The organism is Bradyrhizobium sp. Kon69, from assembly GCF_055807515.1.
Genome location: NZ_JBVVOS010000023.1, coordinates 116,739 through 141,181, shown reverse-complemented (window position 1 = coordinate 141,181; position 24,443 = coordinate 116,739). Strand labels below are relative to the sequence as shown.

Annotated in this window: 23 protein-coding genes and 3 pseudogenes; 13 read left to right on the top strand and 13 right to left on the bottom strand. The window is 64.2% G+C overall.

Going from position 1 to position 24,443, the window contains the following annotated elements; genetic code table 11:
- Nucleotides 1–83, bottom strand: a pseudogene (locus AC0L3U_RS28095) (succinyl-CoA--3-ketoacid-CoA transferase); the annotation flags it as partial.
- 290 nt (nt 84–373) lie between these two features.
- On the opposite strand from AC0L3U_RS28095, the gene AC0L3U_RS28090 reads away from it, so the two are divergent.
- The 5 genes from AC0L3U_RS28090 to AC0L3U_RS28070 all read left to right on the top strand — a co-directional run bounded on the left by AC0L3U_RS28090 (nt 374) and on the right by AC0L3U_RS28070 (nt 6,800).
- Nucleotides 374–2,302, top strand: coding sequence for an AsmA family protein (locus AC0L3U_RS28090; RefSeq protein ID WP_473364000.1), 1,929 nt, complete (start codon nt 374–376; stop codon nt 2,300–2,302).
- 209 nt (nt 2,303–2,511) lie between these two features.
- Nucleotides 2,512–3,897: an ABC transporter substrate-binding protein gene (locus AC0L3U_RS28085; RefSeq protein WP_456768055.1), complete on the top strand. Its 1,386-nt coding sequence runs from the start codon at nt 2,512–2,514 to the stop codon at nt 3,895–3,897.
- Between the two features lie 76 nt (nt 3,898–3,973).
- Nucleotides 3,974–4,846 carry a carbohydrate ABC transporter permease gene (locus tag AC0L3U_RS28080; protein WP_473264861.1) on the top strand — a complete coding sequence of 291 codons (873 nt, stop codon included), beginning with the start codon at nt 3,974–3,976 and terminating at the stop codon, nt 4,844–4,846.
- On the top strand, nt 4,843–5,694 hold the full coding sequence (locus AC0L3U_RS28075) for a carbohydrate ABC transporter permease (protein ID WP_106942006.1): 852 nt from the start codon (nt 4,843–4,845) through the stop codon (nt 5,692–5,694). The genes AC0L3U_RS28080 and AC0L3U_RS28075 overlap by 4 nt, the downstream gene beginning before the upstream one ends.
- 113 nt (nt 5,695–5,807) lie before the next feature.
- Nucleotides 5,808–6,800, top strand: a complete 993-nt coding sequence (locus AC0L3U_RS28070; RefSeq protein ID WP_473363994.1) for a hypothetical protein — start codon at nt 5,808–5,810, stop codon at nt 6,798–6,800.
- Here AC0L3U_RS28070 and AC0L3U_RS28065 read toward each other — a convergent pair whose 3' ends face one another.
- From AC0L3U_RS28065 to AC0L3U_RS28040, 6 genes and pseudogenes are all read right to left on the bottom strand, one after another.
- On the bottom strand, nt 6,801–7,298 hold the full coding sequence (locus AC0L3U_RS28065) for a DUF6622 family protein (protein WP_473363999.1): 498 nt from the start codon (nt 7,296–7,298) through the stop codon (nt 6,801–6,803).
- Nucleotides 7,299–7,313: 15 nt separating this feature from the next.
- The gene (locus AC0L3U_RS28060) at nt 7,314–8,126 is read right to left on the bottom strand and encodes an ABC transporter permease (protein WP_473363993.1); all 813 of its coding nucleotides are present in this window, start codon (nt 8,124–8,126) and stop codon (nt 7,314–7,316) included.
- A gap of 4 nt (nt 8,127–8,130) precedes the next feature.
- A complete protein-coding gene (locus AC0L3U_RS28055; RefSeq protein WP_473363992.1) occupies nt 8,131–9,045 on the bottom strand; it encodes an ABC transporter permease in 915 nt (304 codons plus the stop codon).
- The gene (locus tag AC0L3U_RS28050; protein WP_473363991.1) at nt 9,042–10,205 is read right to left on the bottom strand and encodes an ABC transporter ATP-binding protein; all 1,164 of its coding nucleotides are present in this window, start codon (nt 10,203–10,205) and stop codon (nt 9,042–9,044) included. The genes AC0L3U_RS28055 and AC0L3U_RS28050 overlap by 4 nt, the downstream gene beginning before the upstream one ends.
- Before the next feature lie 74 nt (nt 10,206–10,279).
- Nucleotides 10,280–11,709 (bottom strand): annotated as a pseudogene (locus AC0L3U_RS28045) (glycerol-3-phosphate dehydrogenase).
- A 140-nt stretch (nt 11,710–11,849) separates the two neighbouring features.
- Nucleotides 11,850–14,537 (bottom strand): sensor domain-containing protein, encoded by a 2,688-nt coding sequence (locus AC0L3U_RS28040; RefSeq protein WP_473363990.1) that lies wholly within the window; start codon nt 14,535–14,537, stop codon nt 11,850–11,852.
- A 202-nt stretch (nt 14,538–14,739) separates the two neighbouring features.
- Here AC0L3U_RS28040 and AC0L3U_RS28035 point away from each other — a divergent pair, with 202 nt between their 5' ends.
- Nucleotides 14,740–15,843 carry an NAD(P)/FAD-dependent oxidoreductase gene (locus tag AC0L3U_RS28035; RefSeq protein ID WP_473363989.1) on the top strand — a complete coding sequence of 368 codons (1,104 nt, stop codon included), beginning with the start codon at nt 14,740–14,742 and terminating at the stop codon, nt 15,841–15,843.
- Nucleotides 15,844–16,009: 166 nt separating this feature from the next.
- On the opposite strand, the gene AC0L3U_RS28030 is transcribed toward AC0L3U_RS28035, so the two are convergent.
- A complete protein-coding gene (locus AC0L3U_RS28030; protein ID WP_007596254.1) occupies nt 16,010–16,189 on the bottom strand; it encodes a YdcH family protein in 180 nt (59 codons plus the stop codon).
- Nucleotides 16,190–16,516: 327 nt separating this feature from the next.
- Between AC0L3U_RS28030 and AC0L3U_RS28025 the strand changes: the two genes are divergently transcribed.
- From AC0L3U_RS28025 to AC0L3U_RS28015, 3 genes are all read left to right on the top strand, one after another.
- Entirely contained in the window at nt 16,517–16,723 is a 207-nt protein-coding gene (locus tag AC0L3U_RS28025; RefSeq protein WP_027519980.1) for a YdcH family protein, read from the top strand.
- 118 nt (nt 16,724–16,841) lie between these two features.
- Nucleotides 16,842–17,048 (top strand): hypothetical protein, encoded by a 207-nt coding sequence (locus AC0L3U_RS28020; protein ID WP_027519981.1) that lies wholly within the window; start codon nt 16,842–16,844, stop codon nt 17,046–17,048.
- A 22-nt stretch (nt 17,049–17,070) separates the two neighbouring features.
- Nucleotides 17,071–17,322, top strand: coding sequence for a hypothetical protein (locus tag AC0L3U_RS28015; RefSeq protein WP_027570367.1), 252 nt, complete (start codon nt 17,071–17,073; stop codon nt 17,320–17,322).
- On the opposite strand, the gene AC0L3U_RS28010 is transcribed toward AC0L3U_RS28015, so the two are convergent.
- On the bottom strand, nt 17,323–18,051 hold the full coding sequence (locus tag AC0L3U_RS28010) for a GGDEF domain-containing protein (protein ID WP_473363988.1): 729 nt from the start codon (nt 18,049–18,051) through the stop codon (nt 17,323–17,325).
- Nucleotides 18,052–18,192: 141 nt separating this feature from the next.
- Between AC0L3U_RS28010 and purE the strand changes: the two genes are divergently transcribed.
- The gene (gene purE, locus AC0L3U_RS28005) at nt 18,193–18,681 is read left to right on the top strand and encodes a 5-(carboxyamino)imidazole ribonucleotide mutase (protein WP_473363987.1); all 489 of its coding nucleotides are present in this window, start codon (nt 18,193–18,195) and stop codon (nt 18,679–18,681) included.
- Nucleotides 18,678–19,784 (top strand): 5-(carboxyamino)imidazole ribonucleotide synthase, encoded by a 1,107-nt coding sequence (locus AC0L3U_RS28000; protein WP_027570364.1) that lies wholly within the window; start codon nt 18,678–18,680, stop codon nt 19,782–19,784. Before purE ends, AC0L3U_RS28000 begins: the two co-directional genes overlap by 4 nt.
- A 36-nt stretch (nt 19,785–19,820) precedes the next feature.
- Here AC0L3U_RS28000 and aqpZ read toward each other — a convergent pair whose 3' ends face one another.
- A complete protein-coding gene (gene aqpZ / locus AC0L3U_RS27995; protein WP_473363986.1) occupies nt 19,821–20,543 on the bottom strand; it encodes an aquaporin Z in 723 nt (240 codons plus the stop codon).
- 262 nt (nt 20,544–20,805) lie between these two features.
- On the opposite strand from aqpZ, the gene rpsU reads away from it, so the two are divergent.
- Both rpsU and AC0L3U_RS27985 read left to right on the top strand, forming a co-directional pair.
- Nucleotides 20,806–21,120 carry a 30S ribosomal protein S21 gene (rpsU, locus tag AC0L3U_RS27990; protein WP_007614218.1) on the top strand — a complete coding sequence of 105 codons (315 nt, stop codon included), beginning with the start codon at nt 20,806–20,808 and terminating at the stop codon, nt 21,118–21,120.
- Between the two features lie 125 nt (nt 21,121–21,245).
- Nucleotides 21,246–21,896, top strand: coding sequence for a tetratricopeptide repeat protein (locus AC0L3U_RS27985; protein WP_473363985.1), 651 nt, complete (start codon nt 21,246–21,248; stop codon nt 21,894–21,896).
- A 27-nt stretch (nt 21,897–21,923) separates the two neighbouring features.
- Here AC0L3U_RS27985 and AC0L3U_RS27980 read toward each other — a convergent pair whose 3' ends face one another.
- The 3 genes and pseudogenes from AC0L3U_RS27980 to AC0L3U_RS27970 form a co-directional block, all read right to left on the bottom strand.
- Nucleotides 21,924–22,886, bottom strand: a complete 963-nt coding sequence (locus AC0L3U_RS27980) for a hypothetical protein (protein ID WP_473363984.1) — start codon at nt 22,884–22,886, stop codon at nt 21,924–21,926.
- A gap of 92 nt (nt 22,887–22,978) precedes the next feature.
- Nucleotides 22,979–23,263 (bottom strand): annotated as a pseudogene (locus tag AC0L3U_RS27975) (cupin domain-containing protein).
- 35 nt (nt 23,264–23,298) lie between these two features.
- Complete coding sequence (locus AC0L3U_RS27970) at nt 23,299–24,396, bottom strand: calcium:cation antiporter (RefSeq protein WP_456768040.1); 1,098 nt, start codon at nt 24,394–24,396, stop codon at nt 23,299–23,301.
- Nucleotides 24,397–24,443 lie beyond the last annotated feature (47 nt).

Sequence of the window (24,443 nt, the reverse complement as noted above, 5' to 3'; positions counted from 1 at the left end):
CCGAAGCCGCCCGACATGATCATCATGCCGTCTTTCAGAACGCCCTCGAGAGCCGACTTGGCGTCGGGATAGACCTTCTTCATGCAAATAACCTTCGAGTGAACCTTCGGCTTGCAGGCGTCGCGCCTTAGTGGCGGCGATTATTAGGCGAAATCGTCCGAAGCCGTCAATGATACGGGGTTCTCCGCTCCGCCCCTGGGTGATAGAAGCTGCCCAGGCCGTGGGCGCAACCGTTCCCGCGGCCTTGAAAGCGACAAGAAAACCCATCAAGTTGCGGCACTTAACACAATAGGTCTTGGGCGTGGGGGCGCGCAGGTTTCCCGGCCCGCCTTCTGGCTCCAGCGACCAACCCGATCAGGACATGCCATTGACCATGGCCCAAGGAATGAAGCGCCTCGGGACGCCGATCGCGGCGCTGCTCGGCGTGGCGCTGATCGCCCTGATCGCGACCTCATGGCTCATCAATCGCGACGCGCTGCGCAAGGCCGTGGAAACGCAGATCCGCGACGTCACCGGGCTCGAGGTCAATGTCGCAGGCGCGATCGACATTTCGGTGCTGCCGGCAAGCTACATCTCCTTCCATGACGTCGGCCTGAAGGGCGGCGGCACCAGCGACCCCGCGCTCCATGTCGACGTGCTCACCGCGAATCTGCGGCTGCTGCCGCTGCTGCTGCAACGGTTCGAGATCGCGGACCTGACGCTGCTGCGGCCGCGCATCCATGTCAGCCTGAAGCCGGACGGCGAGAGCAACTGGACGCCGTTCATCCAGACCATCGCGCGCACCATGAAGCCCGGCGCCGAGAATCAGGTGTCGTTCTCCGAGATCCGGATCCAGGACGGCGTGCTCAATTACGAGGACGCCGCCACGCGCGGCACCGAGAAGCTCGAGGACATCGACCTGTCGCTGGCTTGGCCCTCGATCTCGCGCTCATTCGCTGCGACCGGACAATTCGACTGGCGCGGCGAACGGGTCGACGGCTCGATCAGCTTTTCCGATTTCGTTGCCGCGCTCTCCGGCGAGCGCTCGGGGTTGAAGGCACGGATCGCGAGCGCACCGCTCAAGCTCGCCTTCGACGGCAGCGTCGCCAACCGCACCAGCCCGATGATGGAGGGCACGCTCACCATCGACAGCCCGTCCTTGCGCAACGCGCTGCGCTGGACCGGCCAGCCGCAGCCCGCCAGCGGCGGCTTCGGCCGCTTCGCGCTGAAGGCGCGGGCCAATGTCGTCGGCGCCTCGATCGCGCTCACCAATGTCAATGTCGAGCTCGACGGCAACACCGCCGAGGGCGTAATGACCTACGCCAATAACGGCCGGCAGACGCTGCAGGCGACGCTTGCAGCCGACGCGCTCGACTTCACACCTTATATCTCGACCTTCCGCCTGCTCGCGAGTGGCGCGCGCGACTGGAACAGGCAGCTGTTCGACCTCAACGCCCTCTCGACCACCGACCTCGACATGCGCCTGTCGGCCGCCAAGCTGACGGTCGGGGCGTCGAAACTCGGCCGCACCGCGATCGGCGCGAATCTGCGCAACGGCACGCTGGCGCTCTCGGTCGGCGAGGCCCAGGTCTATGGCGGCATCGCCAAGGGCTCGTTCGGCATCGCGCGCTCCGACACCGTCGCCGACATCAAGGCGCAATTCCAGTTCACCGACGTCGACCTTCAGGCCTGCGCCTCCGAGCTGTTCGGTATCAACAAGCTGTCCGGGCGCGGCAACATCAACGTCTCGCTGCTGGCGTCCGGCTCGAGCCCGTTCGGCCTCGTGCAGTCGCTCGACGGCAGCGCCACCGTGACCGGGCATGACGGCGCGATCGCGGGCTTCAATGCCGAGCAGCTCCTGAAGCGGCTCGAGCGGCGGCCGCTGTCCGGCGGCGGCAATTTCCGCAACGGCTCCACCCCTTACGACAATCTCACCATCGCGGTGAAGTTCTCCGACGGCGTCGCCACCGCCGAGGACATCCGCGTCGAAGGACCTGCGGCGAAGATCACGATGACCGGCACAGCCTCGGTGCCGACGCGCGAATACGACATGAAGGGCGTGGCCAGCCTCAACAGCGCGTCGGGGTTCGAATTGCCCTTCGTGGTGCAGGGCCCCTGGGACGACCCCCTCGTCTTTCCCGATCCGGAAAGCCTGATCCGCCGCTCGCCGGCCTCTGCGCCCCTGCTCGACATGCTGAAAGACCGCAAGCCGGGCGACGCGGTGCGCTCCGCCATCGAGCGCATCACCGGCACCGGGAAACGTCCCGCACCGGCCGAAGCGCCGACGGCGGAAAACGCCAAGGAAGGCGCGAAGTCCAATTAAGGCCGGCGATCATGCGGCACCAGCCGATCGGCGCGAATTGATCAGGGCGCATCGATGCGGCGATTGGATCGATGCGCCCATTAAGCATCTCCTCTCGCCCGACACCCCCACGACCTATGTCTGACAACAAGCCGCTAGATCGGACTACCGCCATGCGCTAGTGTTTTATACGACCGGTTAAAAACACCGGCCGTTTGAGGGAGAAAAACGTGAAATCCAAGGTTATTGGCGCAGTATCACTGGCGGTCGCTGCGGCCGGGCTGTTTGCAGCCGCTGCACCCGCATTTGCGCAGCAGAAGACGATTACGGTCTGGTGGGGCAAGGGCTTCTACCGCTCCGAAGATGACGCGCTGCTCGACACGATCAAGAAGTTCGAAGCCAAGACCGGCATCAAGGTCGAATTGTCGCAGTACGCGATCCAGGACATGATTCCGAAGACGGTGGCCGCACTCGATTCAGGCACCGTGCCCGATGTTGCCTATTCCGACACCTACGACGTGCAGGTGCAGGGCAAGTGGGCCTACGAAGGCAAGCTCGAGGACCTCTCCGAGATCATGGAGCCGATCAAGGATCGGTTCGTGCAGAACACGCTGGATGCGTCGATCCTCTACAACGACGTCACCAAGAAGAAGGCCTATTACGGCTTCCCGCTGAAGCAGCAGAGCATGCATGTCGAGATCTGGAACGACATGTTGGAGAAGGCCGGCTTCAAGCTCGCCGACATCCCGACGGACTGGGCGGGCTACTGGACGTTCTGGTGCGACAAGGTGCAGCCGGGAATCCGCAAGGCCACGGGCCAGCGCATCTATGGCGTCGGCCAACCGATGGGCGTCGAATCCACCGACGCCTTCCAGTCGTTCTACACCTTCATGGACGCCTACCACGTCAAACTGGTCGACGACGACGGCAAGCTCACGGTCGACGATCCCAAGGTGCGCGAGAACCTGATCAGCGCGCTGAAGGACTACACCGACACCTATATCAAGGGCTGCACGCCGCCGTCCTCCACGACCTGGAAGGATCCCGACAACAACGTCGCCTTCCACAACAAGACCATCGTGATGACCCACAACTTCACGATCTCGATCGCGGCGAAATGGTTCGAGGACTCCCAGAACCAGGCGCTCACGCAGGAGCAGCGCGACGCCGGCAAGAAAGCCTATGGCGAGGACATCATCACCGCGTCCTTCCCGAAGGCTCCGGATGGTTCGACGATCCGCTACCGCTCGGACGTCAAGACCGGGCTGGTCTTCTCCGTGGCCAAGAACAAGGCCGAGGCCAAGCAGTTCATCGCCTTCCTGCTCCAGGAAGAGAACGTCCGCCCCTATATCGAGGGTGCGCTCGGCCGCTGGTTCCCGGTGACGAAGGAAAGCCAAGAGAGCCCGTTCTGGCAGGCCGACCGGCATCGCAAGGCGGTCTACGCGCAGTTCAAGGGCGGCACCGCCCCGTTCGACTTCACCAAGAACTGGAAGTTCACCATCCTGAACAACGAGAACGTCTGGGCCAAGGCGATGAACCGCGTGGTCAGCGAGAAGGTGCCGGTGGACAAGGCGGTCGACGAGCTGATCGCCCGCATCAAGGCGGTCGCGGGCTGATCCCAGACTGAAATAAGGTATATGCTAATACCGGTCGCGGCTCTCCGCGACCGGTTGCTTTCGGTGGGTATGCGATATGGCGATCACACTTTCCGGCTCAGACACAATTCCGGCCCCTCCCCTGTCGGCGCGCCTGACCACGCAGCAGGTCTGGGGCATCTTGCTGCTTGTGCCCTATCTACTCGTCTTCCTGGCCTTCGTCCTCTATCCCGTCGGCTACGGCTTGTGGCTGGCGCGCGATCCGGCGAACTATGTCGCGCTGTACAACGACCCGATCTTCGCGCGCGCCGCGGTCAACACGCTGATCTTCCTGGTCATCGGCATCAACGTGAAGATGCTGATCGCGCTGTTCCTGTCCGGCTTCTTCGCCCAGCAGCGCCCCTGGATCAAATGGCTGTCGGTGATCTTCATCCTGCCCTGGGCGGTGCCGTCGATCCCGACCATCCTGTCGGTCCGCTTCATGCTCAATCCCGAATGGGGCATGGTCAACCATTTCATCTTCTCCCTCACCGGCGATGACGGCCCGAACTGGCTGAACGATCCGACGGTCGCGCTGACCATGGCGATCGCCGTGCATATCTGGAAGTCGCTGCCGTTCTGGACGCTGATCCTGCTGACCGGGCGGCTCGCGATCGCGCAGGACCTGTACGAGGCATCCGAGGTCGACGGCGCCAGTCCGTGGCAGAAATTCCGCTTCATCACCTGGCCGTCGATGCAGATGCTCTACGTCACCTGCACGCTGCTCTCGATGATCTGGACGCTCGGCGACTTCAACAGCGTCTATCTGCTTACCGGCGGCGGGCCGGCCGACCTCACGCATGTGCTGTCGACGCTCGGCATCCGCTATCTCCGGCTCGACCAGCTCTCGCTCGCGATGGCCTCCATCGTCTGCGCGATACCGTTCGTGCTGCCGCTGATGTACTTCATGATGAAACGGTTGTCGCGATGAAGCTTCCCACCCTCCGCGAAGTTGGTACCGAAGCCAAGCTCCTGCTGATCGGCATCCCGGTCTTCATCTGGACCATGATTCCGATCTACCACATGTTCCTCTTCGCGATCTCGCCGAAGGAGGACGCGTTCTCGGGCAAGCTGTGGCCGGATCATCCAACGCTGCACAACTTCCACATCGTGTTCTACCAAGAGCACTATTTCCTGCGCGACTTCTGGATCCAGTTCTGGAACTCGACTGTGATCGCACTGGCCGCCGGCGCGCTGACCTTGTTCATCGCGACCGCCGCCGCATTCTCGATCTCGCGGCTTAAGGTGCCGGGCGGCCGCTGGGTGATGAATCTCGCGCTGTTCACCTACTTCATCCCGGCGGCGTTCCTCGCCGTGCCGATGTACCGCACCATGGGCAATTACGGCCTGCTCAACAATCACTGGTCGCTGATCCTGGCCATGGTGACGATCGCCTCGCCTTACGCGATCTGGGTGCTGAAGCAGGCGTCCGACAAGCTGCCGGTCGAGCTCGACGAGGCCGCCGTGATGGACGGCGCGACCACGCTGCAGCTGTTCCGCCTGGTCTATGTGCCGCTGATGATGCCCTCGCTGGTCGCGATCGGTACCTATGCCGTGCTGCTGGCCTGGAACGAATATCTCTACGCGTTCCTGCTCTTGTCCAAGGACACCGACATCACGCTACCGGTCGCGCTCGGCAACTTCCTGGCCGCCGACGACTCGCCGTGGGAGCTGTTGATGACCACCGGCTTCATCTACGCGCTGCCGCCGGCCGCGGTCTATTACGCCTTCAAGCGCTACATGGTTGGCGGGCTCACGGCCGGTGCGGTGAAGTCCTGACGCAGCAGGACGGATCGGGACGCCGCAAGCACGGCGCTTGAGCAGGCCGGCGGACAATTGCAAGTTGTCCGAGCCTGCTCTAACTTGCAGCCCGCAAAGTCAGCGGGGCGCTCATGCGCAGCAACGATGCACTCCATCTCGGCCTGATGCTCGGGGCTCTCGCCGCGTCCTATCTGGTGCCGTTCGAGCTGTTGCTGCTGGCTTATGTCGTGCTCGGTCCAGCGCACTATTTCACCGAGATCTCATGGCTGCACGATCGCAGCTACTATCTGCCTCACCGCGGAATTGCTGCTGTCCTGGCGATTGTCGCCGTGGTCGCGGCCCTGATCGACAACGCATCCTGGTTCGGCTCTGCGATGTGGGGCGCGCTGGTCGTGTGTGCCATGCTGGCGGCCACCACCTCGGCAATCGAAAGCATGCTGCTGTTCATGGCGGCCATCGCGCTGTCCGCGATCATGTATTCGAGCGGGTCGTCACTCGCGGTCATCGGCATCCTGATTCCGACCCTGATCCACGTCTGCCTGTTCACGCTGATCTTCATGGTGCTCGGTGCCTACCGGTCCGGCAGCCGGATACAGGCCGCGCTGGTGGCCGTCTATCTCGTCGCGCTCGCCACGATTTTGCTGCTGCCGCCAACTGGCGAAATCCGGATCGCGAGCTTTGCGCGCGTCGGACAGGATTACTTCGGCAATGTCGGCCCGGCCCTCGGCCGGCTGTTCGGGGTGCCCGGTCTCGTGCTCGACGTCAGGCTGACCAGCCTGCTCGCCTTCGTCTACACCTATCACTATCTCAACTGGTTCATCAAAGCCGACGTGATCCGCTGGACCGCTGTGCCAAAGGCGCGGCTGGCGGCGATGGCCGGCGCCAGCGCCATCTCGACCGCGCTGTATTTCTACGATTACGCCTTCGGCTTCACCTTCCTGCTGGCGCTGAGCCTGATCCATATCCTGCTCGAATTTCCGCTCGACAGCCTTGCGCTGCGGCAGCTTGGATCCGCCGTCCACGGCGCGGTGCGCGCGCGGTACGCGGAGCCTGCCGCGGCCTCCGCGACACGATCGCGTTCTACAGGCACCAAGGCTGTGAAACGCGCATCCCGGTCGCGCTGATCATCCCATCGCGCTCTTGCGACGATACGCCATCAGCAGCGCGATCGTCGAACCGATGAAATAGCCGGCGGTCGCGCCCGAGATGGCGCGGCCGACGATGACGGCCAGCGCACGATCGCCGGCATCGATCGCCGAGATCACGCCAATCGTATACTGCGAGGCGAAGACGACGAGGTTGCGAACCAGACCAATTGGACTGCCCGGCCGGATGATCTGCCCGGTCGCGTGATCCAGTTCGAAAGGGCGCGGCGTCAGCACGCCTAGCGGCAGCAGCGCGAGTGCGGCCAGAAACCATGCGACCAGCGGCCATGCGCTGTCCTGATGCCCGAAGCCGATCCGGGATATCCCCCAGACGATGAACACGACTGGTACGATTAGCGCTCGCCAGATCGGCGTCGTGCGCGGCTGCATCGCCTGCACACCTTGCCAGACGAGATAGGCAAGCAGTGCGAAAACCCAGACCGGCGTATGCACCAGGACTTGATAGGCGAAAATCATCATCGCCTTCCTCTATCAAAGCGGCGCCGCGCTCTCGCCCTGCGAGCTCGACAGTTTCGAGGCGAGCGAGGCGATCACGATGACGACCGCGATCAAGGCGATCACCAGCGTGCAGATCGCGTTGATCTCGGGCTTCACACCGAGCCGCACCTCCGAATAGATCCGGATCGGCAGCGTCGCCGACCCCGGGCCGGTGGTGAAGCTCGCGATGACGAGATCGTCCAGCGACAACGTGAAGGCGAGCATCCAGCCCGCGACGATCGCGGGCGCGATCAGCGGCAGCGTCACGGCCACGAACGCGCGTACGGGATCGCAGCCGAGATCCATCGCGGCCTCTTCCAATGAGCGGTCGAGCGAGCCGAGGCGGGACTGCACGACGACGGCGACGAAGCACATCGTCAGCGTGGTATGGGCGATCGTCACCGTCCAGAAGCCCCGCTCGGCATTCAGCGCCACGAACAGCAGCAATAGCGATAATCCGGTAATCACCTCCGGCATCACCAGCGGCGCATAGAGCATGCCGGAGAACAGGGTGCGGCCGCGGAACCGCTCGCCGCGCGACAGCGCCAATGCGGCAAGCGTGCCGATCAGGGTCGCAATGGTCGCGGAGGAGACAGCAACGCGCAGGCTCATCCAGGCCGCCTCGATCATGGCACGGTCATTGAAGAACTCGTGATACCAGCGCAGCGACCAGCCACCCCACACCGTCACCAGCCGCGAGGCGTTGAAGGAATAGATGACGAGGATCAGGATCGGCAGGTAGAGGAAAGCCAGTCCCAGCGCGAGCGAGGCGACGTTGAAGCGGGACAGGCGGGAGATCTTGCGCATCGTCTCACCGGCCCTGTTCCAGCTGCCGCTTCTGCAGCCGTTCATACAGCAGCAGCGGCACCAGCAGCACCACCAACAGCACGATGGCCGCGGCGGAGGCGACCGGCCAGTCCTTGTTGGTGAAGAATTCGAGCCACAAGGTCTGGCCGATCATCAGAGCATTGGAGCCGGCCAGGAGATCCGGAATGACGAACTCGCCGACGATCGGGATGAAGCACAGCAGCACGCCGGCGCCGACGCCGGGCAGCGACAGCGGGAAGGTGACGAGCCAAAACACCTGCCAGCGCGGTGCGCCGAGATCGGAGGCGGCCTCCTCCAGCACCGGCTCCATCTTGGCCAGCGTGGCATAGAGCGGCAGGATCATGAACGGCAGGTAGGAATAGACGATGCCGATATACATCGCGCTGTCGGTGGAGAGCCACACCACCGGCTGGCTGACCAGATGCAGCGCCAGCAGGATCTGGTTGAGCAGGCCGTCATGCTGGAGGATGTTGATCCAGGCATAGATCCGGATCAGGAACGAGGTCCAGAACGGCACGATCACCAGCACCATCGCGACGGCCTGCCAGCGCGCCGGCAGCCGCGCCATGCCGTAGGCGATGGGATAGCCGATCAGAAGCAACAGCGCGGTCGCGGTGACGGCGACGGTGAGGCTACGCACATAGGCGAACACGTAGATGTCGTCAGAGGCGAGCAGCCTGAAATTGTCGACCGACAGCGCGGCAAAGGCGGCCTTCAGCGCCCCCCATCCCGCCATTAGGTCGAACACCGGCTCGTAAGGCGGCTGCGCGATCGCGGTCTGCGACAGGCTGATCTTCAGCACGAAGCCGAACGGCACCAGGAAGAAAAGCACCATCCAGACATAGGGCGCGATCGCGGCAAAGCGAGCCGGTCGCGCAAAGATGCGGCGCGCGCTCATGAGGGCAGCACCACGCAGTCGTCGGGCGTGAACCAGGCGACGACAGGCTGCTTCAGGCGGTAAGCGTCGACGTCAAGGCGCGCGCTATTGGCGACCGAAGCCTGCACCATCCCGCCGGCGTCGAGCTTCACCTTGTAGGTGGTGGTGCCGCCGAGATAGCAGATGTCGGCAATCACGCCGGCGAGCTGGTTGATTGCCGTTTCATGACCGGCTTCCCTCACCGGACCACGGCGCGAGAGCTTGACCTTTTCGGGGCGGATCGCAATCGATAATCTGCCCTCGCCGAACGGCTCGCGCGGCTCCGCCACCACCAGCGTGCCCGCATCGCGCGTGCCGATGACCAGACGATGACCGTCGCGCAATTTGGACTCGGCGTCGAACAGGTTGACGTCGCCGACAAACTCCGCGATCCAGCGCGAGCGTGGCGCCTCGTAGAGTTCGCGCGGGCTAGCGACCTGCGCGAGCTTGCCGTCCCTCATCACGCCGATCCGGCTCGCCATCGTCATCGCCTCTTCCTGATCGTGGGTGACGATGATGAAGGTCATGCCGAGCCGGCGCTGCAGCTCCATCAGCTCGCCCTGGGTGTTTTCGCGCAGCTTCTTGTCCAGCGCTGCGAGCGGCTCATCGAGCAGAAGGAGCTGCGGCCGCCGCGCCAGTGCACGCGCCAACGCCACGCGTTGGCGCTGCCCCCCGGAGAGCTGGTCGGGCTTGCGCTTCTCGAGCCCGTCGAGCTTCACCAGAGCAACCATCTCCGCCACACGCGTGGCAATGTCGACGCGCGCCATGCCGGCGCGCTTCAGGCCGAAGGCGATGTTGTCGCGCACCGACAGGTGCGGAAACAGCGCGTAGTTCTGGAACATCATGTTGATCGGCCGCTCATGCGGCAGCGCCTGCGCGATGTCCTGGCCGCCGAGCAGGATGCGCCCTTGATCCGGCGCTTCGAAACCGGCGAGCATGCGCAGAAGCGTGGTCTTGCCGCAGCCGCTGGGGCCGAGCAGTGCAAAGAACTCGCCGGTCTTGATGTCGAGCGACACGCCGTCGACGGCCCGGAACGTCCCGAACGTCTTGGCGACGCCCTCGATGCGCAGCAGCGGCTCGCCGGCCGCGAACTGCGTCTCTCCGACCGCAGCCGCGTCTGTTCTGGGCAACTCGTCAGTCATGGTCCCTGCCAACCCAATCCCGCCGCACGCTAGCGGCCGATCGTCCCTCACTCAACCGGTTAGAGGCCGTTCGTTCACATCGGATTCGCCATGAACGCAGCCAGCGCATCGCATTCCTGCGCTGACATCGTCAGACCCAGCTTAGAACGGCGCCACAGGATGTCCTCCGGAAAACGCGCCCATTCGTGGGTCATGAGATAACGCACCTCGGCGCCCGTCAACTCGGGACCGAAGGCGGGGCCGAGATCGTCGCGGGTCTTCGCCCCGGCAAGCACAGCCGGCAGCCGCGAGCCATAGGCCGCGACGAGGCGTTGGGCTTGCGGCTCGGACAGAAAGCGCCAGCGGTCACGCGCAAGATCGACCTCGGTATCGAAACGATCCCAGGCGAAGTCCCCGCCCGGCAGCGCCGCGCCTGCGCTCCAGGGCGGCGACATCGGATAGAACGGCGTCAACTTCGTCACCGCCCGCTCCGCCCGCAGGCGCGAGGTAGTGACGTCACCGCCGAACATCGTGATCAGCGGCGCCTTGCGCCGCCGCGCGTGGAACAGCGTGGTGCCGTCACGCCGGCGCGCGGACGCAAGCGTCAGGTTGACGCCGGAGACCGCGCGCACCACGTCGGTCGGGGCGACGCGCTCGCGGAAATAGCGGCTGGCTGCCTCACAGAGATAGCCGACGTCGGCCCCGCGCATCGCGACGATCGCGGGATCGCCGGTGAAATCGTGCGTGATTGTGCCGATCAGCGTAAAGTCGCGATCGAGGGGACTCGCGAAGATCAGCCGGCCATCGCGGTTCTGGAAGACGTAGACGTTATCGGAATCGAACAGCCGCGGGACGATGATCTGGCTCATCTGCATCGCCGCCATGGCAGGTTGCGGCTGCCGCAGCACGGTCTCGGCGACCATCGACGTCCATCCGCCGGTGGCGTTGGCCAGTGCCCGGGCCGTGATCGCGTGGCGATGGCCACGGTCGACCACCGCGAGCCGCCATGTGTCGGTTCGATCGGCACGCACACAGCGCGCTCCAGTCCGAATCACGGCGCCGCGCTCGGCCGCATCCAGTGCCGTGAGCACCACCAGTCGGGCATCGTCGACGACGCAATCCGAATATTCGAAAGCCGTGCCGAATGGTCGTTTCAGCGCGTTGCCGACCGGATGATGCGTGATGTCGAGGGTCGCCGTTGCTGGCAGGCCGTTCCGGCTGGTGAGGCTGTCGTAGAGCAGCAGGCCGATGCGAAGCAGCCATGGCGGGCGCTCGTCGGAATGCGCCGGGATCACGAAGCGCATCGGCCGAACCAGATGCGGCGCAATCCGGAGCCAGGTCCGGCGCTCGGCGAGCGCCTGGCGCACCCGTCGGAAGCCGCGCCGTTCCAGGACCGAGAGATCGCCGCGCCGCCCAGATCGCCCTGCTCCAACAGGATGACCCGCAGGCTGCGGCCGGCGGCATCGCGCGCGAGGCTGACACCGTTCAGGCCGCCGCCGATGATCGCAAGGTCGTAATCCGCCATGAAGCCGTCGAATGGGAGCGAAAGAAGCGCCCGCCATCACTAGAGCCATTTCCGTTCCGATGAAATCGGAACGGGGCTCTAGATTCTAGTTTGGCGCGTTTTCTTGACGCGAACCGGCATCCACTTCGCTCGAAAACGCACTAGCCGGTCTTGAGCGCAAGCTCCATGACTTCGGCGCGACCGACGAGGCCGGCATATTTCCCGATCGGCAGGGGCTTGCCGAGCAGATAGCCCTGCACGCCGTCGCAGCCTTCTTCGGCGAGGAAGACGAGTTGTTCCAACGTCTCGACGCCCTCGGCGACGATCGACATTTCCAGGCCATGGCCGAGATCGATCACCGCGCGCACGATCGCCGCCGATTGCGGGTTGCGGCCGAGATTGATGATGAAGGCGCGGTCAATCTTGATCTTGTCGAACGGGAACGCCTGGAGATAGCTCAGCGAGGAATAACCGCTGCCGAAATCGTCCATGGAGATGCGCACGCCGAGCGCCTTGAGCCGGCGCAGCAGCGCAAGACCGCGATCGAAGTCCTCGATCAGCACGCCCTCGGTGATCTCAAGCTCGAGTCGGCCGGGTGCGAGACCCGTCTCGAGCAGGATGGAATGGACGAGCCCGACCACGTCGCCGTGCATGAACTGCGCCGGCGACAGGTTGACCGCGACCTGAAGCGGCGTCGGCCAGGAGGCGGCCTCGCGGCAGGCCTCGCGCAGGATCCACTCGCCCATCTCGACGATCAGGCCGCTTTCCTCCGCGATCGGGATGAATTCGGCCGGGGAGACCTGGCCGCGCACCGGGTGCTGCCAGCGCGCCAGCGCCTCAAAGCCGATGATCTCGCTCTCGGCGACGCTGTGGCCCGCAGTCCCCTGCGGCTGGAAGGCGAGCGAGAGCTCGCCATTCTTGATTGCCATCGAGAGGTCCTGGTGCAGCACGCGGCGATCGCGGATCTGCTGGTCCATCTCCGGCTGGAACAGGCTGATTGTGCCGCGCGATTTCTGCTTGGCGCGGAACAGCGCCGCGCCGGCATTGGCGAGCAGCGAGGCGGCGTCGGCGCCGTTGTGCGGGAAGATCGACATGCCGGTGGTGACACCGGCGCGGACCGGGCGGCCGTCGATCTGGAATTCCGCGGCGATGGCATCGCCGATCTGCTGCGCCAGGGCGAGACCTGCCTCCGGCTGCTTGCCGTCGATGATCAGGCCGAACTCATCGCCGGACAGGCGCGCCACCACGCCGCCGCGCGCGGAATCCTGGAGCCGCTGGGCCACCTCGACCAGAAGCTTGTCGCCGTGGGCATGGCCGAAGACGTCGTTGACCTCCTTGAGGCCGTCGAGATCGACGCACAGAACCGCGAACTCCTCGCCGGTGCCCTCGCAGGCCTCGATCATCTGGGTCAACGCCTGCAGGAAAGCGGCACGGTTCGGCAAATCGGTGAGGCCGTCGTGGTAGGCCATGTGCGCCATGCGCGACTCGGTCTGCCGGCGATCGGTGACGTCCTCGTGGGTCTTGATCAGATATTGCGGCTCGCCGGTGTCGCTCAGCACGGTGGCGCGGCGGGTGAGGAACAGCCGCAGCCCGTCCTTGGTGGAGATCGGGTGCTCTTCGGTGATCATTCCACGCTTCTTGATCGCGGCTTCGTCGCGCGCGATGATCAGCTTGGCTTCCTTGGGATTGAAGATGTCGGACGCGGTCAGGCCCGTGGCTTCCTCGCGCCTGCGGTTGAGGATCGTCTCCGCGCTGCGGTTGGCGAGCAGGTAGCGGCCGTCCTTGACCTGCTCGACGATCAGGGCCACCGGGATGTTGTCGACCACGAGCTCCAGGAACTTCTTCGTGCTCTCCAGCTCCTTCGACAGCGAGCGGCGGTCGGTGATGTCCTCGAACACGAGCATCAGGAATTCGGGCTTGTTGCTCTCGTCGCGGACCACGATCCGGATCGAGGCAACCATGCGTCGCTCACCGGCGCGGTCGACCTCGAATTCGTTGCGAAACTGGCCGTCCGGCGAATTGAGCGCCGTGCGGTCGGTCGCCTCGATGCTGGCTGCCGAGATCGGCGCAAACAGCTCGCGCGCGTTCTTGCCGACGACATGGTCGCGTGAGAAGCCCCAGAAGCGCTCATAGGCGCTGTTGGCGAAGATGTAGCGGCCATCCTCGATGTTCTTGGCGGCCACGCAGGCCGGCACGTTGTCCAGCACCGTTTCCAGGAACTGCTTGGTGGAGGCGAGCTGCCGCGACAGCCTGCGCTGCTCGCTGACGTCCAGATGCGTCGTCACCGAGCCGCCGTTGGGCAGCACGAAATATTTCACCAGGATGGCTCGCCCGTCCGGCAGTTCGGTGATCAAGCCGTTGGTGCTTGCCGCCTTCTCGTAGAACTCGTCGTTGGAGGCGGCGCCGAGCACCCCGCGCTTGCGTCGCAGCTCAAGGAGTTCGTAGCCGTTCATGTTGGCCCAGAGATCCGACCGCGCCAGGCCGTAAATCTCGATATAGCGGTCGTTGCAGAAGATGATGCGCCGCTGCGCATCCGTCATGACCACGCCCTGGTTGAGATTGTTCATCGCGGAGGAGACGAAGGCATTGCGCCGCAGTTGCAGACGCCTGGTTCGGCGCAGTGAGGAATGGATCCACAGCGCGATCGCGACGAGGAACGAGCAAATCACGACGCCCGCGATCAGGGCTTCCCAGATCACGTTGGGATCAAGCTCGCCGAGATAGCTCGGAGGGGTGAAGCTGTCGGAGAGGGCAAAGGCGCGCGCAGGCGCTACCGCTGCGGCCAGGCACACGACGGCCTGCACCGCAATCGGAAGCGCGCTGCCCGCGTGCCAGTTCTTCTCAGCCATCAGCCACCCGCGATTTCAACGTCGGATTGTCTGGCCTGGCGGGTTTGGATCGGGTAAACGCCTGTACGCGCAACGGAACAATGTGGCATCAAATACGGCAATTGCCCTGACATGATAAATGCTTCCTTAACGGAAAACGCTCCCGCGCCGCCGTTCCCAGGCGCGAGGCCTTCATCGCTTCGAGCGGACGTCCTGCACAACCATGGATAGGGTCGACTGCGTCGTCATCGGAGCCGGCGTGATCGGGCTCGCGGTGGCTCGAAAGCTGGCGCAAGCCGGGCGCGAGGTGATCGTGCTCGAGCAAGCCGAGGCCATCGGCACCATCACCTCCTCGCGCAACAGCGAGGTGATCCATGCCGGCATCTACTACCGCGCCGGAAGCTGGATGGCGCGCATGTGCGTCGACGGCAAGCACGCGCTCTACCGTTACTGTTCCGAGCGCGGCATCCCGCACAGGAATTGCGGCAAGCTGATCGTCGCGACCAATCCGAAAGAGACCGAGAAGCTGCAATCGATCAAGGCGCATGCCGAGGCCAATGGCGTGCTCGACATGCAGCTCCTCGCGGGCGATGCGGCACGTGCGCTGGAGCCGGCGCTCGCCTGCGACGCCGCGCTGCTGTCGCCGTCGACAGGCATCATCGACAGCCACGCCTACATGCTCTCGCTGCGCGGCGAAGCCGAGGACGCGGGCGCGGCCTTCGCGTTCCACACCCCGCTGATCCGTGCCAAGGCGACCGCTGGCGTGATTGAGATCGAGGCGGGCGGCGAAGCGCCGATGACGCTGCAATGCAGCCTCCTCGTCAATGCCGCCGGGCTCTCGGCGACCAATGTGGCGCGCAACATCGAGGGCATGCCGCTGGAACGGATCCCGACGGCCTACCTCGCCAAGGGAAACTACTTCAGCTGCAATGCCAAGGCGCCGTTCTCGCGCCTGATCTATCCGGTGCCCGAGCCCGGTGGGCTAGGGGTGCATCTGACGCTGGACATGGCAGGGCAGGCCCGTTTCGGCCCCGACGTCGAGTGGATCGAGACGATCAATTATGAGGTCGACCCGTCACGCGCCGAGCGCTTCTACCCGGCCATCCGCAAATACTGGCCGACGCTGCCTGACGGTGCGCTCATGCCGAGCTATTCAGGCATCCGCCCGAAGATCGTGCCGCCGGCGGTGGCCACGCAGGATTTCTTGATGCAGGGCCCGCGCGATCACGGCGTCGACGGCCTGATCAATCTGTTCGGCATCGAGTCGCCCGGACTGACGTCATCGCTCGCGATCGCGGATCACGTCGCGGAGCTCGCAAACATCTAGTGGTTTAGAGCGAATTGGATTCCGGTTGCGCGTAAAGAACCGCGTCCAGACAAGAAGCTAGAGCCGCGCAATCCTTGCACGGCGCGCACCTTACAGCAGGGATGAGCGCAAAGGCTCTCATCCCTGCTTGAAGGGTGCGATCAACTCTACGCTGTTACGGGGGTTACTAGTGGAGCGTGTCGCCGTGCCTTAGACGCTCGATCTGGTCCTTGACCATCAACTTCCGGCGCTTCAACTCAACAATTTGCAGGTCGTCTGTTGAAAGGTGCACGAGAGCTTCGTGCAATTCGTTTTCGAGAGTTTTATGCTTCCGTTCCAATTCAACCAGATGTGCCTGAATTGTCATTCGAAACCTCCTCGGTAGGGGTGAACCTTGGATTCGACCGGACGACGAAGTGTACATCACCGATTCGTTCTGTCGATGGGTATCCGTCGTCGCACTGTCATTTTTGAAAATTCATATGTAACGAAGCGTGAGTAAGGGAACCACGCGGGAAAAATCCGTGATATCAATGCGCTTGCGCAACGTCGGAGCGACCGCAGAAATATCCCGCGGGAGATCGACGCGGGACAGCCCGAGATCGCTTGCGATCACGGCGCGCAAGGACGATAGTTTCCACAGGGCATCCACAGCCTTAATCTCACGCCTATCGGTTTTTCGGCCACCGCAGACATGACCAATGAAGATGCGCGCGAACTCGAATCCGAGCTCGCCCGGTTGCACCAGGAACACCGAGATCTTGATGCGGCGATCGATGCACTGCATCAATCGCCCGCCCCCGACCTGTTGCGGTTACAGCGGCTGAAGAAACGCAAGCTGTTGTTGCGTGACCGTATCGCGTTCATCGAAGACCAGATCACGCCCGATATCATCGCCTGATCCACAGGAGGACAGCTCACGGCGACCCGCCGTATGTGAATCCGCTTGACTCGAAAGGAACAAAATAAGAACATTTGGGCACCAACGCCCCCGGGAAAACCGTCCAAGGAAAACGCAGATGTCGGCAGCCGCCCTTCTCGACAACGGTCATTATGAACAAGCCTGTGATCAGGCGATCGCGATGTGCGACGGCAATCTGCGCAGCACCATCAAGGCGCTGATCATGGCCAATGAATATCTGGAGGCCGAGCTGGAGGAATTGCAGGCGGCGGTTTCCGCAGGTTGCATTCCGGAGACCTCGCGCAGCAAGAGCAGCGCCGCCTGACTGTCAGCTATCGGAGCCGACCATGTCCGATGTCACCTATTACGTTGCATTACCTTTCCTGACCGACGAGGACGGCTCGCCGGTCGCAGGTGCGGCCGAGGAATGCCAGAGCGCGGCGGCCGCGTTACGGCGCGCCGAGATCATGTCGCACGGCGCCGGCCACACCGGCGCCGTCGCGTTCAGCCGCAGCGGCGATCCCATGACCGGCGAATTCGGCGACGCCAAACTGCTCCGCAGCTTCGGCAACGTACCGAAAGACCTCGGCACACTTTAACTAGCTGCTGACGAGCCTGATGCGCGGCTCGTGCCGCCGGTGCGCCTTGCGCACATACATGGCGGCATCGGCCTCCTCCAGGGCCCGCGTGGCGTCGGACTGCACTCCAAGCAGGGCGACGCCGGCGGAAGCGCCCGCGCTCACGTGCTGGCCACGAAAGACAAAGGACAATTCGTCGACGGCCTGCTCGAAAGCCGCGGCCTTCGCCTTGGCGTCGGTCTCGCTGAGATTCCAGAGCAGCAGCGCGAACTCGTCGCCGCCAAGCCGGCCCACCACGTCCGAGGCGCGGATCTGCCGCGTCAGCGTGGTGGCAATCGCCTTCAGCACCTCGTCGCCGGCGCCATGGCCGAAGGAATCGTTGATCGGCTTCAGCCGATCGACGTCGAGCACGATCAGCGCGCCGCTGGCGCGGTAGCGCTTCATGTAGGCGACGGCGCGAGCGAGTTCGCGTTCGAAGCCGCGCCGGTTCGGAATTTCGAGCAGGAAGTCGGTGTCGGCGGCTGCCTCGAGCTCCGCGACCCGCCGCAGCGCCCCCTTCAGCTTGCTCCGGAGGTCGCGGATGGTCGCGTTGACGGCCGGCTTCATAGGCCCCTTGGCGCCGCCTGCGGCCGACGCTCCGCGCCGCGCCGGACTCTTGGCCAGACGCTTGGGAACAACTTTGGAGCGACCGGCGCTGGTTTTCGGGCCCTTTTTGGCCTTCGCAGCGCTCGCCCTTTTTGGTTTCTTCATGGGCATCCTGCTCAATGAAGGCTTGCGGGGATTCACCAAGACAGGATAGTGCATTCCCTTCTCCTTGCCACCGCCTTGCGAGCAACCGGCCGGAACCGCTAATCTGGCCTATCTTCCTGTTTTTCGAGCACAATTGACGTCATGACCGCGCCAATCGCCATCATCATGGGAAGCCAGTCGGACTGGGACACGATGCGGCATACCGCCGACACGCTCGCAGCGCTCGGCGTTGTCGCCGACACCCGCATCGTTTCGGCACACCGCACCCCCGACCGGCTGTTTGCGTTCGCCAAGGGCGCCAAGGGGGCCGGTTACAAGGTCATCATCGCCGGCGCGGGCGGCGCTGCGCACCTGCCCGGCATGGCGGCAGCGCTGACGGAACTGCCCGTGTTCGGCGTTCCCATCGAATCCAGGACGCTCAAGGGTATCGATTCGCTCTATTCGATCGTCCAGATGCCCGCGGGCATCCCGGTCGGCACCCTCGCCATCGGCAAGGCCGGCGCCGTCAATGCGGCGCTGTTGGCGGCCGCCGTGCTGGCCTTGTCCGACCCGGCCTTGTCCGATCGCCTCACTTCCTGGCGCAAGGCGCAGACCGAGGCCGTGGCCGAGCGCCCGGAGGACAAGGCGTGACTGACGCAAAGCAGGTGAAGCTGAAGCCCGGCGACACCATTGGCATTCTCGGCGGCGGACAATTAGGACGGATGCTGGCGATGGCGGCGGCACGGCTCGGCCTGCGCTGCCAGGTGTTCTCGCCCGATCCGGATTCACCGGCCTTCGACGTCGTCCTGAATGCGACCTGCGCCGAATATGCCGATGTCGAAGCACTCGAGCTGTTCGCCAACGACGTCGACGTCATCACCTACGAATTCGAGAACGTGCCGTCCGCGGCCGCGATGGTGCTGGATGCGCGCCGTCCCGTGCTGCCCAACCGCAAGATCCTTGAGACCACCCAGGACCGGCTCGCCGAGAAGGATTTCGTGACGCGGCTGGGCATCGGCACCGCAGCCTATGCCGACGTCACCTCGGTCCCGTCGTTGCGCGAGGCTATCGCCAGGATCGGCCTTCCGGCGGTGCTGAAGACCCGCCGCTTCGGCTATGACGGCAAGGGCCAGGCCATCATCCGCGAGGGCGACGACGTCGCGAAAGTGTGGACCAGTCTCGCCACCAAATCGGCCATCCTGGAAGCCTTCGTGCCGTACGAACGTGAGATTTCCGTGATCGCTGCCCGCTCCGCGACAGGCCAGGTCGAGTGTTTCGACGTCACCGAAAACGAGCACCGCGACCACATCCTGAAGATCTCCCGAGCGCCCGCCCGGATCCCGGACGTGCTCGCCGAGGAAGCACGCAGCATCGCCGGCAAGATCGCGGGCGCGCTCGATTATGTAGGCGTGCTTGCCGTCGAGATGTTCGTGCTCGCCAACGGCACCGGACCCAAGGTGCTGGTCAACGAGATCGCTCCGCGCGTGCACAATTCCGGACACTGGACGCTCGACGGTGCATCCGTCTCGCAGTTCGAGCAGCACATCCGCGCCATTGCCGGCTGGCCCCTCGGCAAGCCCGTGCGCCACGGCGAGGTCGTCACCATGACCAATCTGATCGGCGACGAGATCAACGAATATGACAAGTGGCTGAGCGTGCCGGGCGCGACCGTGCACATCTACGGCAAGGGCGCGCCGCGCCCCGGCCGCAAGATGGGGCACGTCACCGAAGTGCGACCCACGACCGGCGATTGACGGGACCGCGGCGCATGCCGCGATCCCGCTTTGCGATTACGCCGTCTTTGCGCCAGCGACGACGCCGGTGGGTTCGTCGCTGAGCCAGCGATAGATCACCCCGCCCAGCGCGCCGCCGATCAGCGGCGCGACCCAGAACAGCCAGAGCTGCGACAACGCCCAGCCGCCGACGAACAATGCAGGCCCCGTGCTGCGCGCCGGGTTCACCGAGGTGTTGGTGACGGGGATGCTGACGAGATGGATCATCACGAGCGCGAGTCCGATCGCCAGCGGCGCAAAGCCCGCGGGCGCACGGCCGTGGGTGGCGCCCATGATGATGAACAGGAACATCATGGTCATCACGACCTCCGTGAGGAAGCACACGATCATGCTGTACTGGCCGGGAGAATGGGCGTCGTAGCCGTTGGACGCGAATCCTTTGCTGACGTCGAAGCCGGAAGCTCCGCTTGCGATGACGTAGAGCAGCCACGCGGCCACGATCGCGCCGGCGACCTGTGCGATCACATAAGGCAGGATCTGTCCGGCTGGAAAACGTCCGCCGGCGGCAAGACCGACGGTGACGGCCGGATTGAGATGGCAGCCTGAGATGTGGCCGATCGCGTAGGCCATGGTGACCACGCTGAGCCCGAACGCGAGGGAGACACCGACCAGGCCGATGCCAACCTGCGGAAAGCCGGCTGCGATCACCGCGCTCCCGCAACCTGCGAATGTGAGCCAAAAGGTGCCGATAGCCTCGGCCGCGTATTTCTTCATATCCATGTGTGTCGTCCCCTGCTTTCAAAGATTCCGGACCAAAGCTCCGGAAACGGCCCCACCCTTGGCGTCAAATCTCCCAAATCAGGGCCGCACAGAGGTATTTCGCCTCATTTAATGGCTGAACTTGGCCCGAAAACCCGCTTGGCCGGTGGACATCCCAAGTTTTGTCTGATACATCCGCGCCCTCAAGGTTAAGGGCTTGTGCGTTTCGCCATCCCCTTTGACTTACCAGAATTCAAATCCGATCCACTGAAGAGGATGCCGCGTGCAGGTTCTCGTTCGCGATAACAATGTCGACCAAGCCCTCAAGGCGCTGAAGAAGAAGATGCAGCGCGAGGGTATTTTCCGCGAGATGAAGCTCCGCGGTCACTACGAAAAGCCCTCCGAGAAGAAGGCCCGCGAAAAGGCCGAAGCCGTGCGTCGCGCACGCAAGCTGGCCCGCAAGAAGCTGCAGCGCGAAGGCCTGCTGCCGATGAAGCCGAAGCCGGTGTTCGGCGCTGGCCCCGGCGGTGATCGTGGCGGTCGCGGTGGCCCCGGTGCTGGTGCAGGTGCAAGTGCTGGTCCGCGCGGACCGCGCTGATTTACCGAATTTGAGAGACTTCAGTTTTCGATAACGCGGGCCCCTGGCCCGCGTTATTGTTTTGTGAACGGTGCCTTCCTGGGATGGGGCACTACCGATGCGGCACCAGCGCGAGCGAACCGTAGATGGCCTCCCCTTTCCCCAAGCGCGGCTTGGCGCGGTTACGCCAGATCCTGCGGCAGCCGTTTGCGCTGGCCTTGATGGGGATTTCGCTGTGCGGCTGCTCCTTCGACCTGGGATCGCTGACGCCGGAGAAGGAGAAGCCGCAGGAGGCATCCAAGGCAGCCACGACCGCCGAGAACGTGGTCAGCGCCGGCAATGTCAGCGAAGCCCAGGCCCATACGGCAAAGGCCCAGGCCCTGGCAAAGTCCGGCGAGACGGCGGCCGCGCTCGATGAATTCAATCACGCGGTCGGACTCGATCCCTACAATGCGCAGGCGCTCTATGGCCGCGCCCTGATCTACCAGGGCAAGAACCAGCACGATTTCGCGATCGCCGATTTCAGCGCCGCGAGCGGCCTAAACCCGCAGAAGGTCGAGCCGCTGCTCGGCCGCGCCATCAGCTATCTCGCCCTCGGCAAGGTCAAGGAGGCCGCGGCCGACCTGGACGAGGCTTCCGAGGCCGATCCCCACAATGCCCAGGTCTGGACCATACGCGGGCAAGCCTATGAACGGCTGGGCGACAGGACCAAGGCGGCGGCGTCCTACACCAAGGCGGTCTCGCTTCGTCCACGCGACGACGTCGCCCGCAGCGGTCTCGCCCGCGTCGGCGGCTGACGATTCTGGCGCAGCGCAGGCGCCGTCTTAATCCGGGGTGACGCTCTTCGGCAGAACGGAATGGAACATGGACTTGACGCCCGACAGCATGTCGTCGGCGACATTGGTCTTCGGCCGCGGCATGGACGCGCCGGCATCGGCGCGCAGATCGAGCGGGGGCGCGATCATCGGGACCGGAATATCAGCCGGGGGCGTCAGCCGATTCGGGTTCTCGTTGCCGACAGAGGCGGTATAGGGTGGGCTCGCCTGCGACGAGCCGCCATTGCCATAAGCCTCGGCTGCGGGTGTCGAGACCGTGATCGGCGGCGGCAACGGACGCACCGATGACGTATCCACGGGAATGACACGCGGGGCCTCCGGGGTGCGGGCGGCTTCACGCACCGCAGGCTCCTGAGTCTTCTCGGGCGACTTGGTCTCGGAAGACTTGTTGTCGGAAGCCTTTGCGTCGGAAGACTTTGCGTCGGAAGCTTTGGCCTCAGCCGCTTTGCTCTCAGGCGACTTGCGCAGGCGCTCGATCGCGGCGCGCACGAGATCGTTGGCGTCGGGGGTTGCGGCCGGCGCAGCAGCAGCCGGCGCCGAATTGGCCTCCACCACCGGGGTGGCGGGAGCGGGTGCACTGACGGCCGGGCTGGACTTGGCGACTGCCTTCTCGCGTGCGGACGGCTTGCCGCGCGGCGCGGCCTCGGCCGGTGCCACGTCCGCCGTCGAGGTCTTCGACTCCGCGGCGGGCTGATCGGCAGACTTCTCGGTCGCCGGCTTGTCCGTCACCTTCTTCTCGGAAATGCCCTTGGCCTTGACGCCGGGCGCGGGGAGGTTGGCCACATCGGCGGGCTTGCCGTTCTTGCCAGCCTCGGCGGGCGCCGTCACGGCCGCGGGTGCATCCGCCGCCGGCTTGGCGTTGATGTAATGATTAACGATATATGCCCCGATGATCGTTGCGAGCACCGAGGGGAAGATGTCCATCGAGATTTTAGCGATGTATTTCAGCATTCCGGCCACTCCCCGCGCGATCTGATGCGGGAACTTTGAGGCATAGTGAGGGATCAACTGCGACAGATCAATGGCAAAGGGGTACGCCGGAATTACGGCTTCAGCTCGACCTCAAGGAACACGATCTCGGTTGCGGTTTCGTTAAGCACGTCGTGCTGGACGCCGGCCTTGCGAAAATAGGATTTCCCAGCCGCAAGCTGTGCTTTGGACCGCTCGCCATTGGGTGCCACGATGGTCATTTCCCCTGCGACCACGGGAACAATGACCTAATCCATGCCGTGGGTGTGATGCCCGGTGGCGCTGTTTGGCGCGAGCCGCCACTCGGTCACCCGAACCTGCTCATTGTCGACCTGAACCTCGGACCTGGCGGCAAGCATCGGAACTCTCCTGGGGGCAAATCCGGAAAACCGGTTCAGGGCACGAAAACCATGAACACGTAGACGGCAAATACCACCATATGGACCAGCCCGAACAGGACATTGGTCCTGCCTGTACCGAAGGTCAGCATGCTCAAAAAGAAGGTGAGGAGCAAAAGCACGATGCCCTGCTCGCTCAGGCCGAGCGTGAGCTCCTTGTCGAGTGCATAGGTGGCGACACCGACGGCCGGGATGGTCAGCCCGATGGTAGCCAGCGAGGAGCCCAAAGCGAGGTTGATACTCTTCTGGAGGTCGTTCTTGCGGGCCGCCGAGACGGCCGCGACGCCTTCCGGCAGCAGGATCAGGAGCGCCACCAGAAGTCCGGCAAAGGCAGGCGGCGCACCAATTTTGGCCCCGACGGCGTCGACGACCAGCGAGAATTTCTTGGATAGCAGCACGACCGCCAGCAACGCGATCAGCAGCAGCACGATGCTGAGCACCATAGTCCGGCCCGACAGATGCGCCTCGCCGCTGCCGCCGCCCGCCCGGTCGTGAACGAAGTAATCCTTGTGCAGTACGGTCTGGGTGTAGAGAAACACCCCGTACAGCGCGAGCGTGACAACGTCGACGAAGCCGAGTTGAACCGCCGAATAGACCGGGCCCGGCGTGGTCGTGGTGTAGTTCGGCATGATCAGGGTGATGGTCGCGAGCGCGAACAGCACGCTGAGATAAACGTTGGCGCCGGAGAGCTGAAAGCCCTGCTCGCGATAGCGCAGGCCGCCGATGAAGATGCAGAGCCCGACGAGGCCATTGCAGACGATCATGACCACGGCGAACACGGTGTCGCGCGCCAGTTCCGGGGCCGGCTTGTCGCCCAGCATGATCGTGGTGATCAGCGCCACCTCGATGATGGTCACCGCGAGCGTCAGCACCAGCGTGCCGTAGGGTTCGCCGACCCGCTCGGCGATCACTTCGGCATGATGGACCGCGGCAAACACCGTGCCGAACAGGATGACGAGGAGCACGAGGGCGAAGACGAGCCCGCCGAACGACAGCGTGAACACGTACCCCGTCGCGCTGACGGCCGCGAACAACAGCACGGCCAGCGCCGGAAAGATCCAGGCCGACCGAGGCATCGGATTGTGTGCGCTCATCCATCGGCTCCAATTGCTTCGCGCAAATTCATCGCATCTTGGGCGAG

Bases quoted from the DNA above. Each gene is read 5' to 3' on its own strand.
- AC0L3U_RS28020 (WP_027519981.1), top strand. From the start codon at position 16,842: ATGTCGGCAGCCGCCCTTCTCGACAACGGTCATTATGAACAAGCCTGT.
- AC0L3U_RS28040 (WP_473363990.1), bottom strand. From the start codon at position 14,537: ATGGCTGAGAAGAACTGGCACGCGGGCAGCGCGCTTCCGATTGCGGTG.
- AC0L3U_RS27980 (WP_473363984.1), bottom strand. From the start codon at position 22,886: ATGCTGAAATACATCGCTAAAATCTCGATGGACATCTTCCCCTCGGTG.
- AC0L3U_RS28070 (WP_473363994.1), top strand. From the start codon at position 5,808: ATGCGCAGCAACGATGCACTCCATCTCGGCCTGATGCTCGGGGCTCTC.
- AC0L3U_RS28075 (WP_106942006.1), top strand. From the start codon at position 4,843: ATGAAGCTTCCCACCCTCCGCGAAGTTGGTACCGAAGCCAAGCTCCTG.
- purE (WP_473363987.1), top strand. From the start codon at position 18,193: ATGACCGCGCCAATCGCCATCATCATGGGAAGCCAGTCGGACTGGGAC.
- aqpZ (WP_473363986.1), bottom strand. From the start codon at position 20,543: ATGGATATGAAGAAATACGCGGCCGAGGCTATCGGCACCTTTTGGCTC.
- AC0L3U_RS28010 (WP_473363988.1), bottom strand. From the start codon at position 18,051: ATGAAGAAACCAAAAAGGGCGAGCGCTGCGAAGGCCAAAAAGGGCCCG.
- AC0L3U_RS27985 (WP_473363985.1), top strand. From the start codon at position 21,246: ATGGCCTCCCCTTTCCCCAAGCGCGGCTTGGCGCGGTTACGCCAGATC.
- AC0L3U_RS28015 (WP_027570367.1), top strand. From the start codon at position 17,071: ATGTCCGATGTCACCTATTACGTTGCATTACCTTTCCTGACCGACGAG.
- AC0L3U_RS28055 (WP_473363992.1), bottom strand. From the start codon at position 9,045: ATGAGCGCGCGCCGCATCTTTGCGCGACCGGCTCGCTTTGCCGCGATC.
- AC0L3U_RS28050 (WP_473363991.1), bottom strand. From the start codon at position 10,205: ATGACTGACGAGTTGCCCAGAACAGACGCGGCTGCGGTCGGAGAGACG.
- AC0L3U_RS28030 (WP_007596254.1), bottom strand. From the start codon at position 16,189: ATGACAATTCAGGCACATCTGGTTGAATTGGAACGGAAGCATAAAACT.
- AC0L3U_RS28065 (WP_473363999.1), bottom strand. From the start codon at position 7,298: ATGATTTTCGCCTATCAAGTCCTGGTGCATACGCCGGTCTGGGTTTTC.
- AC0L3U_RS28060 (WP_473363993.1), bottom strand. From the start codon at position 8,126: ATGCGCAAGATCTCCCGCCTGTCCCGCTTCAACGTCGCCTCGCTCGCG.
- AC0L3U_RS27970 (WP_456768040.1), bottom strand. From the start codon at position 24,396: ATGAGCGCACACAATCCGATGCCTCGGTCGGCCTGGATCTTTCCGGCG.
- AC0L3U_RS28080 (WP_473264861.1), top strand. From the start codon at position 3,974: ATGGCGATCACACTTTCCGGCTCAGACACAATTCCGGCCCCTCCCCTG.
- AC0L3U_RS28090 (WP_473364000.1), top strand. From the start codon at position 374: ATGGCCCAAGGAATGAAGCGCCTCGGGACGCCGATCGCGGCGCTGCTC.
- AC0L3U_RS28035 (WP_473363989.1), top strand. From the start codon at position 14,740: ATGGATAGGGTCGACTGCGTCGTCATCGGAGCCGGCGTGATCGGGCTC.
- AC0L3U_RS28025 (WP_027519980.1), top strand. From the start codon at position 16,517: ATGACCAATGAAGATGCGCGCGAACTCGAATCCGAGCTCGCCCGGTTG.